The organism is Pseudomonas sp. Marseille-QA0332 (genome assembly GCF_054950175.1).
In genome coordinates, this window is the sequence record NZ_CM143106.1 from 3,571,674 (window position 1) to 3,585,297 (window position 13,624).

Sequence of the window (13,624 nt, forward strand, 5' to 3'; positions counted from 1 at the left end):
CTTACCCCACTTTCACCATGTGGGGGGCGGCGCGCTCGCTGCCCTGGTGGTCCAGGTCACGGCTGACCAGCAGCAGCACCTGGGCCGAAGCGTCCGAAACCTGTGCCTTGTAGCCGGCGATGGAACGCGCGAAGACGTTGTAGATCACCACGGCCGGGATCGCCGCGACCAGGCCCAGGGCCGTCGCCAGCAAGGCTTCGGCGATCCCGGGGGCGACCACGGCCAGGTTGGTGGTCTGGGTCTTGGCGATGCCGATGAAGCTGTTCATGATGCCCCAGACGGTGCCGAACAGGCCGACGAAGGGGGCGGTGGAGCCAATGGTGGCCAGCACGCCGGTGCCGTTGCTCATGTTGCGACCGCTGGCGGCGACCAGGCGCTCCAGACGGAAACTGACACGCTCCTTGATCCCTTCCTTTTCACGCGCGTTGGCCGACAGGCGCATTTCTTCCAGGGCATCGTTGACCAGGGTATGTGCCAAGGTGCCTTCCTTGTTCGTCGCTTCGCTGGCGTCCTTGAGGCTGGCCGACTTCTTCAGCATGGCGATTTCGCCACGCAGGCGGCGCTTGGCGCCGAGCAGTTCCAAGCCCTTGGCGATCCAGATGGTCCAGGTGATGATCGAGGCGATGGCCAGGCCGATCATGACCGCCTTGACCACCACGTCGGCATTCTTGTACATCCCCCACGGCGAAAGGTCGTGTGCCATGCCGAGGGTGGTGTCCTGAGCCGCTGCCTCGAGGTTTTCAGCCGTGCCTGCCGGGGCCGGGCTGGCTGCCGGATTGGCGGCAGGAGCTGGCTGGCTGGCAGCGGGCGCGGCAGGGTTCGCCACGTCGCTGCCCGACGCCGGTGCCGCGGCGGCGGTCGGGGCGGTGGCGGCCTGGTTGGCAGGTTCATCCGCCAGGGCTACGGGCGCCAGCACCAGGCTGAATGTCAGCGCGGCAATGGCACGCCAGGCGCGCGACGTGGTTGGCGAAGCGGAAGGTTGGGTACGTGTCATGCTGGCCGGACCTGATGAAGAAATGAAGGTTGATGTTCCTCACGGCCGATGCTGGCCGAGAAAAGGCAGGTCAGCATTATTGCAATTAATTCTTGTTAGCAGAAGTAATAAAGTAGCTTTTTTTTACGCTTTGCCTCCCGTCCATCGTCTGTGCAGGATAGCCTTGAGCTTTCATCATGGAGTCCACCAATGGCTGTTCCCAATGCATTGATCGTCGGCTGCGGCGATGTCGGCGGACGCCTGGCTCGCCAGCTGCTCGATGCCGGCTGGCAGGTCAGCGGCCTGCGCCGCTCGGTCGCCGAACTGCCGCCGGGTGTGCTGCCGATTGCCGCCGATCTTTCCGATAGCCGTTGCCCCGCGGCCTGGCCGAGTCGCTCGCCAGACTACCTGGTCTATTGCGTGGCAGCCAGTCAGCACGATGAAGCGGGCTACCAGGTTGCCTATGTCGACGGCTTGCGCCATGTCCTGGCCTGGTTGGCGTCACACCGCCAGCGACCCAGGCGACTGCTCTTCGTCTCCAGCAGCAGTGTGTATGCCCAGCAGGACGGCGAATGGGTCGACGAGCGCTCTGCCACCGTACCCCAGGGCTATTCGGGACGGACGATGCTGCAGGCGGAGCGTCTGGCGCTCGATAGCGGCCTGGCCGGTACCGTGGTGCGCCTGACCGGGATCTACGGGCCGGGCCGCGAATGGCTGCTGGGCCAGGTGCGCCAGGGCTATCGGGTGAGCGAGAAGCCGCCGCTGTATGGCAACCGCATTCATGCCGAGGATGCCGCGGGCTTGCTGGCCTTCCTGCTGCAGGGCGATGCTCGCGGCCAGGCATTGCAGGATATCTACCTGGGCGTCGATGACGATCCGGCACCCTTGGCCGAGGTAGTGGCCTGGCTACGCCAGTACCTGGGCGTCAGCCACTGGTCCGATGAGCAGCGGGTCCGACGCACCGGCAGCAAGCGCTGCAGCAATGCCAGGGCGAAGGCGCTGGGCTGGGCGCCTCGCTATCCGAGCTACAGGGAGGGCTATGCCGCCATTCTCGAGGGGCGAGAGTGACGGTCAGTCACGCTCCAGCAGCCACTGGCGAGCACCTGGCGTCAGTCGAGGCATCTCGTCTGGTCGGGCGCTGTTGATGGCTTGCAGGATTTCCAGGGTGTCGCCTTCGCGCTTGAAGATCCATGGGCCGCCGCGACGCTCGCGCTCCAGCCAGAGACTGTCGTGCTCGCCGCTCAGCGACGTGCAGGCGCCCGCCAGGCACAGAGCATAGCGGTCCAGCGCGGGCAGCCCCTCGACCGTTCCATCGTCATGGAAGCGCACCCGGCCGCCCTGGCCGGGACCTTCGACGATTGCCCATTCACCACCGAGGTAGCTGGCATAGAGGGCCTTTTCGAAACTGGCGCCTACAGGCGCCTGGTCCGACGCCGCAGAGGCGGCTCGTTCGAACTCGAGCGCCTGGCTGGAGGTGCCCGGCGCCTGCACGAGCGTCTTGCCGTCTAGGCTCAGCTGTGCCGATCGGGCATCGTCGAAGGTCGCTTGCCAGTGGTCGCCATCGACGTTCTCCAGGCGACCCTGGACCACTTCGAAGCCATTGCCATAGCGGGCCTGGCGGTGAGCGGTATCGACCCGCCACTCGAAGACCGGTCCATGACTGGCCAATGCCTGGCGCAGACTGTCGCCCTTGGCGGCGGCCTCGATGGCCTGCTGGTTTATCCAGGTACCGTCGAAGTCCTGGGGTTCATGGCTCGCGCAGCCGACCAGGCACAGCACGGCCAGTACGGGAAACAATGCGTATCGCATGACAAGGCCCCTCGGCAAGGCGACGGGAAGCCCCGTCGCCAGGATTTCACTCCAGGACCAGAATGGCGTCCATCTCGACCTGGGCGCCCTTGGGCAGCGCAGCGACGCCGATGGCGGCACGAGCTGGATAAGGCTGTTCGAAATAACGGCCCATGACTTCGTTGACCTTGGCGAAGTGGCCCAGGTCGGTCAGGAAGATGTTGAGCTTGACGATATCCTTGAACGAACCGCCAGCCGCCTCGGCCACTGCCTTGAGGTTCTCGAAGACCTGCACGGTCTGGGCCTCGAAGCCCTCGACCAGCTCCATGGTTTTCGGGTCCAGCGGAATCTGCCCGGACATGTACACGGTATTGCCGGCCTTGATCGCCTGGGAGTAGGTGCCGATGGCGGCAGGGGCCTTGTCGCTGTTGATGACGGTCTTGGTCATGTTGACTCCTTGCGGTTGACGGACTACGTACGCATGCGGGTGATCCGCACCACGCCAAGCAGGGTACGCAGTTTCTTGATCACACGGGCCAGATGCACGCGGTCGCGTACGCTGACCACCAGCTGGACCACGCTGATACGGCCGTCGCGTTCGTCCATGCTGATCTTCTCGATGTTGCCGTCGGCAGCGTTCACGCTGCTGGCCAGCAAGGCGATCAGGCCACGCTGGTGCTCGAGTTCCACGCGCAGCTCGACATTGAATTCGCCGGAGACATCCTTGGCCCAGGAAAGCTGGATGCATTTTTCCGGATTGTGGCGGATTTCGCTGATGTTACGGCAGTTGTCCAGGTGAACCACCATGCCCTTGCCGGCCGACAGATGGCCGACGATGGGATCGCCCGGAATCGGTGTGCAGCATTTGGCATAGCTCATCACCAGGCCTTCGGTGCCGCGGATCGCCAGGGGACCTTCAGGCGCCGGAAGCTGTTCGCCCTCGGCCGAGAGCAGACGCCGGGCGACCACATAGGCCATGCGATTGCCCAAGCCGATATCCTCGAGCAGGTCCTCGACCAGTTCCAGCCGGTACTCGGCCAGGATCGCCTGGATGCGCTCGATGGGGATCTTGTCGAGACTGCTGTCGAAACCGGTGAGCGCCTTGTTCAACAGCCGTTCGCCGAGGCTGATCGACTCGGAGCGACGTTGCAGCTTCAGGGCATGGCGAATGTGCGTGCGGGCTTTCCCGGTGACCACGAAATTGAGCCAGGCCGGGTTTGGGCGCGCGCCTGGAGCGCTGACGATCTCCACCGTCGAGCCGCTTTGCAGGGGCTCGGACAGCGGTGCCAGGCGGCGGTTGATGCGGCAGGCGATGCAACTGTTGCCGACGTCGGTATGGACCGCATAGGCGAAGTCCACCGCGGTCGAGCCCTTGGGCAACTCCATGATGCGGCCCTTGGGGGTGAAGACGTAGACCTCGTCGGGAAACAGGTCGATCTTCACGCTCTCGATGAATTCCAGCGAGTTGCCTGCGCGCTGCTGCAATTCGAGCACGCCCTTGACCCACTGCCGCGCGCGGGCATGATTGCCCTTGGGTAGCTCGTCGTCGCTGGACTTGTACAGCCAGTGAGCGGCGATGCCGTTGTTGGCCATCTCTTCCATCTCGCGGGTGCGGATCTGGATCTCGATGGGCACGCCATGCATGCCGAACAGGGTGGTGTGCAGGGACTGGTAGCCGTTGGCCTTGGGAATCGCGATGTAGTCCTTGAAGCGGCCGGGCAGCGGCTTGTAGAGGTTGTGCACCGCGCCAAGCACCCGATAGCAGGTATCGACCTTGTCGACGATGATGCGGAAGGCATAGACATCCATGATCTCGTTGAAGGCGCGGTGCTTGCCACGCATCTTCTTGTAGATGCCATAGAGGTGCTTCTGGCGACCGCTCACCTCGCCCTCGATGCCATCCACGACTAGGCAGTGGGCCAGCGACTGCTCGATCTTGGCGACGATTTCCTTGCGATTGCCACGGGCGCGCTTGACTGCCTGGTGGATGCGCGCCGAGCGCATCGGGTACATGGCCTTGAAGCCCAGGTCCTCGAATTCCACGCGCACATTGTGCATGCCCAGGCGGTTGGCGATGGGTGCGTAGATCTCCAGGGTTTCCTTGGCGATGCGGCGGCGCTTCTCCCCGGACAGCACCTCCAGCGTACGCATGTTGTGCAGCCGGTCGGCCAGCTTGACCAGGATCACGCGGATATCGCGGGCCATGGCCATGGCCATCTTCTGGAAGTTCTCGGCCTGCGCCTCGGCCTTGGTCTCGAAGTTCATCTGGGTCAGCTTGCTGACCCCATCGACCAGTTCGGCGACGGTCTCGCCGAACTGCTGGCTGAGCGCTTCCTTGGCGATGCCGGTATCTTCGATCACGTCATGCAGCATGGCGGCCATCAGGCTCTGATGGTCCATGTGCATGTCGGCAAGGATGTTCGCCACCGCCAGGGGATGGGTGACGTAGGGCTCGCCGCTACGACGGCGTTGGCCGTCGTGGGCCTGTTCGGCGTAGAAATAGGCCCGTCGGACCAGGTTGACCTGTTCCGGACCCAGGTAGGTCGACAGCCGGTCGGCGAGGACGTCTATGCTCGGCATGAGCGAATCTCCAGCCCGGCAAGGGGAATGTGTACCTCGCGACTTCGACCCGGCATGCTGTCAGACGGCCTCGTTGGACTCATCCTCGAACGCGGCGAAGACCGGGTCTTCCGTCACGATCTCTTCAGCGGCGATGAACTCGGGCGTGACGATGCCTTCGGCGATTTCGCGCAGGGCGACCACGGTCGGCTTGTCGTTTTCCCATGCCACGCGCGGCTCCTTGCCACCGGTGGCCAGCTGGCGAGCACGCTTGGTCGAGAGCATGACCAGCTCGAAGCGGTTATCCACGTGTTCTAGACAGTCTTCAACGGTTACGCGGGCCATGGTCTTCCTCGGTAGCAGAATACGGTATGCAAGCAGCCCAGGACGGGCTGGCGGACTCGACAGTTTAAAAAATCACCAGCCAATAGGGAAGCGTTGATTTGCAGGCCGCCGTCGGACGGGCGGCTCGGGATAGCCTGCCACCCACCGAACATACCGGCTCGCGGGATGCTTGAACAGGCTGGCGTGGCTTCAGCGCAACAACGCGTCACGCAGGCGCGGCGTGAGTTCCTCGAACAAGGTCTGGACCGAGCGCAAGGCCCGGCAGTCCGGGCGCGTCAGCAGCCATAGCTGGGTATCGCAGCCGGGCAGCGGCCCGCTCAGTGCCTCGACGCCCGGCAGGCTGCTGACCATGTAGTCCGCCACGGCGGCCACGCCCATGCCAGTGCTGGCCAGCTGGGCCAGGGTGGACATGCCACTGCACTGGTAGCGCGGCACCAGCCCGGGATACTGCTGATTGCGCCAGACCACGGTCGGATGGTCCTGCATCGAGTCGTCAGGCGTGATCCAGGGAACGCTGGTCGGCGCCTGGGCCAGGCGCTCGCGCCATTCGGGACGACCGCAGATCACATAGGAGGTCGAGCCCAGGCATCTGCCGACCAGGTGTTCCGGTGGCGTATTGGTCAGGCGCAGGGCGATGTCGGCATCGCGACGGCTGAGGTTGGCGAAGGTATTGGAAGTCCCCAGTTCCAGGGAAAGGGCTGGATAGCCAGGCATGAAGCTGGCCAGGGCCGGCAGCAGCAGGCTGTGCAGCACGGCTTCGGTACAGGTCAGCCGGACGGTGCCGCTGACCACTTGCTCGCCGCTCGTCAGGGCGATGCGCGCGGCCTCCAGGGCCTGTTCGGCGCGCTCGGCCTGTTCGGCGAGGGCCTGGGCCGTATCGGTCGGCAGGTAGCCTTTGCGGCTCTTGATGAACAGCGCCGTGCCGAGCGCCGACTCCAGGCGGCGAACGGAGCGGAAAACGGTCGAAACGTCGACCTTGAGCAGCTCGGCTGCCTTGGCCAGCGAACGGCCACGTTCCAGGGCGAGGACCAGCGAAAGGTCGGCATGAGAGATCTGGTATTGCATGAGTGCACGCTCTGCTTGCCGGAATGCCAATATCTGTTGCGTGGGGGCCATTTTATAGTGAAACGGCGCCCGGTTAGCAAATCCTCCTGGGGCGAACCAGTTCCCCCGATGGGACAGTGAAAAGAACAACAGCTCCATCCATCGTCACTTTCGAGGCACGCTCCGCCGCCTCCCACATCGCTGCTCCATTGCCATCAAAGGATGTACGTCATGACGTCGGTCTCCCCGTGCGCCAGCCATTCCAGCGAGATGAACGAGTTTCTCAAGGCTCACCCGGACACACAGTTCGTCGACTTGCTGATATCCGACATGAATGGCGTGGTCCGCGGCAAGCGTATCGAGCGGGCGAGCCTGCACAAGGTCTACGAACGCGGCATCAACCTGCCAGCGTCGCTGTTCGCGCTGGACATCAACGGCTCGACCGTCGAGAGCACCGGCCTTGGCCTGGACATCGGCGATGCCGATCGCATCTGTTTTCCGATTCCTGGCACGTTGTCCAACGAACCCTGGCAGAAGCGCCCCACCGCCCAGTTGCTGATGACCATGCATGAGCTCGACGGGGCGCCATTCTTCGCCGATCCGAGAGAGGTGCTGCGCCAGGTCGTGAGCCGGTTCGACGACATGGGGCTGGATGTCTGCGCGGCGTTCGAGCTGGAGTTCTACCTCATCGACCAGGACAATCTCAACGGCCGCCCGCAGCCGCCACGTTCGCCGCTTTCAGGCAAGCGCCCGCGCTCGACGCAGGTCTACCTGATCGATGACCTGGACGAGTATGCCGAGTGTCTCCAGGACATGCTCGAAGCGGCCAAGGAGCAGGGCCTGCCGGCCGACGCGATCGTCAAGGAAAGCGCGCCGGCCCAGTTCGAAGTCAATCTCAGGCACATCGCCGATCCGTTCAAGGCCTGCGACCATGCCATCCTGCTCAAGCGGCTGATCAAGAACATCGCCTATGACCACGAGATGGACTCGACCTTCATGGCCAAGCCCTATCCGGACCAGGCGGGCAATGGCCTGCATGTGCACATCTCGCTGCTCGATCGCAAGACTGGCCGGAACATCTTCGCCAGCGAGCAGCCGTCGCACAACGAATCGCTGCGCCATGCGGTGGGCGGCATCTTGGAAACCTTGCCGGCATCCATGGCTTTTCTTTGCCCGAACATCAACTCCTATCGCCGTTTCGGCTCGCAGTTCTACGTACCCAACGCACCCAGCTGGGGCCTGGACAACCGCACCGTCGCCGTGCGCGTGCCTACCGGCAGCAGCGATGCCGTACGCATCGAGCACCGGGTGGCTGGCGCCGACGCCAATCCCTATCTGATGCTGGCGGCGATCCTCGCAGGTATCCACCACGGCCTGACCCATGCCACGGAGCCTGGCGAGCCGGTGCAAGGCAATGCCTACGAGCAGCTCGGGCAGAGCCTGCCGAACAACCTGCGCGATGCCTTGCGCGCCCTGGACGACAGCGAAATCCTCAACCAGTACATCAGTCCGGACTACATCGACATCTTCGTCGCCTGCAAGGAAAGCGAGCTGGCCGAGTTCGAGGTGTCGATTTCCGACCTCGAGTACAACTGGTACCTGCACACGGTGTGAACCCATGAGCGCGAACATGCCTTCGATGATCGCTACCCGCGCCTGCTGCCAGGCGTCTTTTCCATGGCTCGCCTTCAAATGTCGAGCCACATCATTACAATGGCCGGCCCACCGCGACTGGCCGGCCATCGGGTCCGAGCCGGTTTCCCTGGCTTTCGACGAAACCCTCATCGGCTATCGACAGCGGGAGGAGCAGCGCTGAAAGCATCCTGACCACGCATGGACGGGCAAGCCTGTCCCAGCAGCAAGCTTCGAATGAGTGAAAGCGGGCCTTTGCGAAGGCTCGTAGAACAATACCAATATCGACGGCAGATACTCATGAGCGAATACACTGAATCCGGTCGCCCGCCCGACGCGGCGACAGACAACGGCCGGGCCGGCAAGGGCCTGGCCAAGGGCAGCCTGGGCCTGCTAGCCAGCGTGGTGCTCGGCATCTCCACCATCGCCCCGGTCTATACCCTGACCGGCGCGCTCGGCCCGACCGTGCGCGAGGTCGGCGCCCACCTTCCGGCGGTGTTCATCGTCGGCTTCCTGCCCATGCTGCTCGTGGCCCTGGGCTACCGTGAGCTCAACGCCGCGGAGCCGGACAGCGGAACTTCCTTCACCTGGTCGGCACGGGCCTTCGGACCGATGATCGGCTGGATCGGTGGCTGGGGCCTGGTCACGGCGACCACCATCGTGCTCTCCAACCTGGCTGGCGTGGCGGTGGACTTCTTCTACCTGTTCCTCGGCCAGGTCACCGGTAGCGAGGCGGTGGTCGCGCTGAGCGACAACCTGCTGGTCAACATCATCACCTGTTGCGTCTTCATCGCCCTGGCGGTCTGGATATGCTGTCGAGGCATGGGGACCACCATGACCGTGCAGTACGGGCTGGTAGCGCTGCAACTGCTGGTATTGATCGGCTTCGCCTTCGCCGCCTTCGGCGAGACAACCGCACCGCCACCGCTGGCGTTCGACTTCGACTGGTTCAACCCGTTCGGGGTCGATTCGTTCTCGGCCTTCGCCGCCGGCCTGTCCTTGTCGATCTTCATCTTCTGGGGCTGGGACGTGTGCCTGACCGTGAGCGAGGAATCGGTAGGCAGCGCGGAGGTACCGGGCAAGGCGGCCACCTGGACCGTGCTGCTGATCCTTGGCCTGTACCTGCTCACCGGCATAGCCACGCTGCAGTTCGCTGGCATCAGCGATGTCGGGCTGGGGCTTGGCAATCCGCGCATCCAGGAAAACGTGTTCGCCCACCTGGCCGGTCCGGTCATGGGGCCACTCGCGATCCTGATGTCCATCGCCGTGCTGGCCAGCACCGCAGCCTCCCTGCAATCGACCTTCGTCTCGCCGGCGCGCACCTTGCTCGCCATGGGCTACTACGGTGCGGTACCTCGGCGCTTCGCCAAGGTCTGCCCGCGTTCGCAGACGCCACGCTATGCCACCATCTGCGCCGGCATCGCTGCCGGGGTGTTCTACGTGACCATGCGCACGCTCAGCGAGAACGTGCTGGCCGATACCATCACCGCGCTGGGGATGATGATCTGCTTCTACTACTCGCTGACGGCCTATGCCTGCGTGTGGTATTTCCGCCGCAGCCTGTTCAGCAGCCTGCGCAATTTCCTGATGCGCGGACTCTGCCCGCTGCTTGGCGGCGCGATTCTCTCGGTGATCTTCGTGCGGACGGCGATCGACAGCGCATCGCCTGACTTCGGCAGCGGCTCGCATGTCGGTGGGCTGGGCCTGGTGTTCGTGATCGCCATGATCATTTCGCTGCTGGGGATCGTCCTGATGGGCCTGTCGCGATTGCGCGCGCCGGCCTATTTCCTTGGCGCCACGCTGGAACAGCAGGCGACCTTGCACCTGCAGGAGCGCTGAAGGAAGGGGCGTGCAGATGCAGGGAGCGGCTGCAGCCGGGGCGGGCCGCTCCCTGCAGACCTGACGATGGGCCGCGAGGCGGCCCTGCAACTTGCGCCGCTGCCCCGGTGACGCGCCTGGAAACCCTGACCTCAGGCCAGCAGCTGTTCGAGCAGCGCGGTGTAGCGCTGCTGCTGGCTCTTCGACTGCAGGCGATTGGCCCGGAAGATGGCCTTGAGGTCTTCCAGGGCCACGGCGAATTCATCGTTGATGATGATGTAGTCGTACTCGTGATAGTGCGCCATTTCGCTGACGGCTTCGCGCATGCGCCCGTCGATGATCTCGTCGCTGTCCTGTCCACGATTGTCCAGCCGCTGGCGCAGGGCTTGTCGGCTTGGCGGCAGGATGAAGATCGAGCGCGCCTGGGGCATCAGCTTGCGCACCTGCTGCGCGCCTTGCCAGTCGATCTCGAGGATCAGGTCATGGCCCTGGTCGAGGGTCTGCTGCAAGGCGCTGCGCGAGGTGCCGTAGAAATTGCCGAACACTTCGGCGTGCTCGAGGAAGTCGCCCTCGGCGATCAGGGCCTGGAATGCCTCGCGCTCGACGAAGTGGTAGTTCACGCCGTGCTGCTCGCCCGGGCGCATGCTCCGGGTGGTGTGCGATACCGAAACGCGGATCGACGGGTCGGCGTCGGTCAGTGCCTTGACCAGGCTGGTCTTGCCGGCCCCGGAGGGTGCCGAGACGATGTAGAGGGTGCCGCTGGTGTGGTTCATGGTGGCGATGGCCTTACTCGATATTCTGTACTTGTTCACGCATCTGTTCGATCAGCACCTTGAGGTTGACCGCCGCTTGCGTGCTACGCGGGTCGAAGGCCTTGGAGCCCAGGGTGTTGGCCTCGCGATTGAGCTCCTGCATCAGGAAGTCCAGGCGCCGGCCGGTGGCGCCGCCTGACTTGAGGACCCGACGTACTTCGGCGACATGGGTGCTGAGACGATCGAGCTCTTCGGCGACATCGCTTTTCTGGGCCAGGATGACCATCTCCTGTTCCAGGCGCTGCGGGTCGAGTTCGCTCCGCAGGTCGGCGAAGCGGTCCAGCAGTTTCTGGCGCTGGGCAGCCAGCATCTGAGGCACCAGCGCGCGCAGGGTGGTCACTTCGCTGGCCATGCTGTCCAGTCGTTCGTTGATCAGGCGCGCCAGCTCGACGCCTTCGCGCGCCCGCCCGGCCTTGAGCTGGGCCAGGGCTTCGTCGAACAGCGCCATGGCTTCGGCGCCCAAGGCCTGGGGATCGCTGGCGTCGGCGACCAGCACGCCTGGCCAGGCCAGCACTTCGAGCGGGTTGAGCGGCGCTGGCTGGCTGATCAGGTCCGCGACCGTCTCGGCGGCAGCGACCAGTTGGGCGGCGCGCTCCCGGTCGACCTGCAGCGGCTTGCCGGCGCTGTCCTCGCTCAGGCGCAGCGTGCATTCGATCTTGCCGCGCGAGAGGCCTTGGCGCAGCCCTTCGCGCACCGCGCCCTCGAGGTCGCGCAATGCCTCGGGGAGGCGCAGGTGGGGTTCGAGGTAGCGGTGGTTGACCGAGCGCAATTCCCAGACCAGGGTACCTTGGCGGCCAGCGCGCTCGACTCGAGCAAAAGCGGTCATGCTGTGCACCATGGGTGTACCTCGCGTAAGTCAGGGGAAAGTAAGCCTTTCGGCTGCAAGGCGCAGGATTGTAGCGCAGTGCGACGCTGGCGCCCAATCCGGCCTCGCGCATCGCCCGCGCAGCCGGCGGCGCTCCGTGGTCAGCGGCCAGCCGCGACGATAGGCATGTCCTCGGCGGGCCGCGGGCTCTATAATGCTCGACAGATTCAAGTCCCGGTACAGGTATCCCACATGAAACGTCCAAGTGGTCGCGTTGCCGATCAGCTGCGCTCGATCCGCATCACCCGCAACTACACCAAGCACGCCGAGGGGTCGGTACTGGTCGAGTTTGGCGACACCAAGGTCGTCTGCACGGTCAGCGTCGAGAATGGTGTCCCACGCTTTCTCAAGGGCCAGGGTCAAGGCTGGCTCACCGCCGAGTACGGCATGCTGCCGCGCTCCACCGGCGAGCGTAACCAGCGCGAGGCCAGTCGCGGCAAGCAAGGAGGCCGTACCCTGGAAATCCAGCGCCTGATCGGTCGCTCCCTGCGCGCGGCGCTGGACATGAGCAAGCTGGGCGACGTCACCTTGTATGTCGACTGCGACGTGATCCAGGCCGATGGCGGGACTCGCACCGCCTCCATCACCGGCGCCATGGTCGCGCTGGTCGATGCGCTGCGGGTGATCAAGAAGCGCGGTGGCCTCAAGGCCGGGGACCCGCTGAAGTACATGATCGCCGCGGTTTCGGTCGGCATGTACCAGGGCGAGGCGGTTCTGGATCTGGATTACCTCGAGGATTCCGCGGCCGAGACCGACCTGAACGTGGTCATGACCAGCGCCGGTGGGTTCATCGAGGTGCAGGGCACCGCCGAAGGCGCGCCGTTCCAGCCGGCCGAACTCAATGCCATGCTGGCGCTCGCGCAGAAGGGCATGGGAGAGCTGTTCGAGCAGCAGCGTGCCGTGCTGGCCGATTGATCCTAAAGTCGCGCCGCAGCCATGAAAAAGCCGACGTGAAGTCGGCTTTTTCATGGCTTGCGCAGGCTCAGATGGTCAGCGTCCAGTCGTAGTCCACGATCAGCGGCGCGTGCTGCGAGAATCGCGGCTGACGGGGCAGACGGGCATTGCGCACGAAGCGGCGCAGGCCAGGCGTGAGAACCTGGTAGTCGAACCGATAGCCGAGGTTGAGCATCTCGGCCTGTTCGTTGTCCGGCCACCAGCTGTACTGGTCGCCCTCGCGACTGACCTCGCGTAAGGCATCGACGTAGCCCATGTCGCCGATGATGGTATCCATCCAGGCGCGCTCGGGCGGCAGGAAGCCAGGCGACTGCTGGCTGTCGCGCCAGTTCTTGATGTCGAGCTTCTGCTGCGCCACGTAGAGCGAGCCGCAGTAGATGTACTCGCGCCGCTTGCGCCGCTGCTTGTCCAGGTACTTGGCGAAGTCGTCCATCAACTTGAATTTCTGGTTCAAGTCTTCGTCGCCGTTCATTCCCGAAGGCAGCAGCAGGCTGGCGATGCTTACCTTGTCGAAATCGGCCTGCAGGTAACGCCCATAGCGGTCGGCTGTCTCGAAGCCCAGGCCAGTGATGACTGCCTTGGGCTGCATCCGCGAATACAGCGCCACGCCACCTTGGGCGGGCACTTCCGCGTCGCAGGCGTACAGGAAGTAGCCATCGAGCTGAAAAGCCGGGTCGTCGAGTTCAAAGGCCGAGGCGCGGGTATCCTGAAGGCAGATGACGTCGGCATTCTGGGCTTGCAGCCAGCTGAGCAATCCACGCTCGGCCGCAGCCTGAATGCCATTCACGTTCACACTGATGATCCGCATAAATGGCCCCAAAAATCTCGTGCGTG

Annotated in this window: 14 protein-coding genes; 5 read left to right on the forward strand and 9 right to left on the reverse strand. The window is 64.3% G+C overall.

The window, feature by feature from the left end:
- Position 1: 1 nt before the first annotated feature.
- The gene (exbB, locus tag ACY8GK_RS16475; protein WP_196175230.1) at positions 2-994 is read right to left on the reverse strand and encodes a tonB-system energizer ExbB; all 993 of its coding nucleotides are present in this window, start codon (positions 992-994) and stop codon (positions 2-4) included.
- A 189-nt stretch (positions 995-1,183) separates the two neighbouring features.
- On the opposite strand from exbB, the gene ACY8GK_RS16480 reads away from it, so the two are divergent.
- Positions 1,184-2,041 (forward strand): SDR family oxidoreductase, encoded by an 858-nt coding sequence (locus ACY8GK_RS16480; RefSeq protein WP_196175228.1) that lies wholly within the window; start codon positions 1,184-1,186, stop codon positions 2,039-2,041.
- Positions 2,042-2,044: 3 nt separating this feature from the next.
- Here ACY8GK_RS16480 and ACY8GK_RS16485 read toward each other — a convergent pair whose 3' ends face one another.
- The 5 genes from ACY8GK_RS16485 to ACY8GK_RS16505 all read right to left on the reverse strand — a co-directional run bounded on the left by ACY8GK_RS16485 (position 2,045) and on the right by ACY8GK_RS16505 (position 6,730).
- Positions 2,045-2,782 carry a hypothetical protein gene (locus ACY8GK_RS16485; RefSeq protein ID WP_196175226.1) on the reverse strand — a complete coding sequence of 246 codons (738 nt, stop codon included), beginning with the start codon at positions 2,780-2,782 and terminating at the stop codon, positions 2,045-2,047.
- 46 nt (positions 2,783-2,828) lie between these two features.
- Positions 2,829-3,209: a RidA family protein gene (locus tag ACY8GK_RS16490; RefSeq protein ID WP_196175224.1), complete on the reverse strand. Its 381-nt coding sequence runs from the start codon at positions 3,207-3,209 to the stop codon at positions 2,829-2,831.
- A 23-nt stretch (positions 3,210-3,232) separates the two neighbouring features.
- Positions 3,233-5,341 carry a bifunctional GTP diphosphokinase/guanosine-3',5'-bis pyrophosphate 3'-pyrophosphohydrolase gene (gene spoT / locus ACY8GK_RS16495; protein WP_196175222.1) on the reverse strand — a complete coding sequence of 703 codons (2,109 nt, stop codon included), beginning with the start codon at positions 5,339-5,341 and terminating at the stop codon, positions 3,233-3,235.
- Positions 5,342-5,401: 60 nt separating this feature from the next.
- Positions 5,402-5,665 (reverse strand): DNA-directed RNA polymerase subunit omega, encoded by a 264-nt coding sequence (rpoZ, locus tag ACY8GK_RS16500; protein ID WP_016394025.1) that lies wholly within the window; start codon positions 5,663-5,665, stop codon positions 5,402-5,404.
- Positions 5,666-5,854: 189 nt separating this feature from the next.
- Positions 5,855-6,730 carry a LysR family transcriptional regulator gene (locus ACY8GK_RS16505; RefSeq protein WP_196175220.1) on the reverse strand — a complete coding sequence of 292 codons (876 nt, stop codon included), beginning with the start codon at positions 6,728-6,730 and terminating at the stop codon, positions 5,855-5,857.
- A 210-nt stretch (positions 6,731-6,940) separates the two neighbouring features.
- Here ACY8GK_RS16505 and ACY8GK_RS16510 point away from each other — a divergent pair, with 210 nt between their 5' ends.
- The 3 genes from ACY8GK_RS16510 to ACY8GK_RS16520 all read left to right on the forward strand — a co-directional run bounded on the left by ACY8GK_RS16510 (position 6,941) and on the right by ACY8GK_RS16520 (position 10,180).
- Positions 6,941-8,323: a glutamine synthetase family protein gene (locus tag ACY8GK_RS16510; RefSeq protein WP_196175218.1), complete on the forward strand. Its 1,383-nt coding sequence runs from the start codon at positions 6,941-6,943 to the stop codon at positions 8,321-8,323.
- Between the two features lie 4 nt (positions 8,324-8,327).
- Entirely contained in the window at positions 8,328-8,525 is a 198-nt protein-coding gene (locus ACY8GK_RS16515; protein WP_196175216.1) for a hypothetical protein, read from the forward strand.
- 116 nt (positions 8,526-8,641) lie between these two features.
- Positions 8,642-10,180 (forward strand): APC family permease, encoded by a 1,539-nt coding sequence (locus ACY8GK_RS16520; protein ID WP_196175214.1) that lies wholly within the window; start codon positions 8,642-8,644, stop codon positions 10,178-10,180.
- 131 nt (positions 10,181-10,311) lie between these two features.
- Here ACY8GK_RS16520 and gmk read toward each other — a convergent pair whose 3' ends face one another.
- Positions 10,312-10,932, reverse strand: a complete 621-nt coding sequence (gmk, locus tag ACY8GK_RS16525) for a guanylate kinase (RefSeq protein WP_196175211.1) — start codon at positions 10,930-10,932, stop codon at positions 10,312-10,314.
- A 13-nt stretch (positions 10,933-10,945) separates the two neighbouring features.
- The gene (locus tag ACY8GK_RS16530; RefSeq protein ID WP_196175209.1) at positions 10,946-11,809 is read right to left on the reverse strand and encodes a YicC/YloC family endoribonuclease; all 864 of its coding nucleotides are present in this window, start codon (positions 11,807-11,809) and stop codon (positions 10,946-10,948) included.
- Positions 11,810-12,028: 219 nt separating this feature from the next.
- Here ACY8GK_RS16530 and rph point away from each other — a divergent pair, with 219 nt between their 5' ends.
- A complete protein-coding gene (gene rph / locus ACY8GK_RS16535) occupies positions 12,029-12,751 on the forward strand; it encodes a ribonuclease PH (protein WP_196175207.1) in 723 nt (240 codons plus the stop codon).
- A 67-nt stretch (positions 12,752-12,818) separates the two neighbouring features.
- Here the strand turns inward: rph and ACY8GK_RS16540 are convergent, their stop codons facing one another.
- On the reverse strand, positions 12,819-13,598 hold the full coding sequence (locus tag ACY8GK_RS16540) for an exodeoxyribonuclease III (protein WP_196175205.1): 780 nt from the start codon (positions 13,596-13,598) through the stop codon (positions 12,819-12,821).
- Between the last annotated feature and the right edge of the window lie 26 nt (positions 13,599-13,624).

Bases quoted from the DNA above. Each gene is read 5' to 3' on its own strand.
- ACY8GK_RS16480 (WP_196175228.1), top strand. From the start codon at position 1,184: ATGGCTGTTCCCAATGCATTGATCGTCGGCTGCGGCGATGTCGGCGGA.
- ACY8GK_RS16515 (WP_196175216.1), top strand. From the start codon at position 8,328: ATGAGCGCGAACATGCCTTCGATGATCGCTACCCGCGCCTGCTGCCAG.
- spoT (WP_196175222.1), bottom strand. From the start codon at position 5,341: ATGCCGAGCATAGACGTCCTCGCCGACCGGCTGTCGACCTACCTGGGT.
- ACY8GK_RS16490 (WP_196175224.1), bottom strand. From the start codon at position 3,209: ATGACCAAGACCGTCATCAACAGCGACAAGGCCCCTGCCGCCATCGGC.
- gmk (WP_196175211.1), bottom strand. From the start codon at position 10,932: ATGAACCACACCAGCGGCACCCTCTACATCGTCTCGGCACCCTCCGGG.
- ACY8GK_RS16510 (WP_196175218.1), top strand. From the start codon at position 6,941: ATGACGTCGGTCTCCCCGTGCGCCAGCCATTCCAGCGAGATGAACGAG.
- ACY8GK_RS16530 (WP_196175209.1), bottom strand. From the start codon at position 11,809: ATGGTGCACAGCATGACCGCTTTTGCTCGAGTCGAGCGCGCTGGCCGC.
- ACY8GK_RS16520 (WP_196175214.1), top strand. From the start codon at position 8,642: ATGAGCGAATACACTGAATCCGGTCGCCCGCCCGACGCGGCGACAGAC.
- ACY8GK_RS16485 (WP_196175226.1), bottom strand. From the start codon at position 2,782: ATGCGATACGCATTGTTTCCCGTACTGGCCGTGCTGTGCCTGGTCGGC.
- rph (WP_196175207.1), top strand. From the start codon at position 12,029: ATGAAACGTCCAAGTGGTCGCGTTGCCGATCAGCTGCGCTCGATCCGC.
- rpoZ (WP_016394025.1), bottom strand. From the start codon at position 5,665: ATGGCCCGCGTAACCGTTGAAGACTGTCTAGAACACGTGGATAACCGC.
- ACY8GK_RS16505 (WP_196175220.1), bottom strand. From the start codon at position 6,730: ATGCAATACCAGATCTCTCATGCCGACCTTTCGCTGGTCCTCGCCCTG.
- exbB (WP_196175230.1), bottom strand. From the start codon at position 994: ATGACACGTACCCAACCTTCCGCTTCGCCAACCACGTCGCGCGCCTGG.
- ACY8GK_RS16540 (WP_196175205.1), bottom strand. From the start codon at position 13,598: ATGCGGATCATCAGTGTGAACGTGAATGGCATTCAGGCTGCGGCCGAG.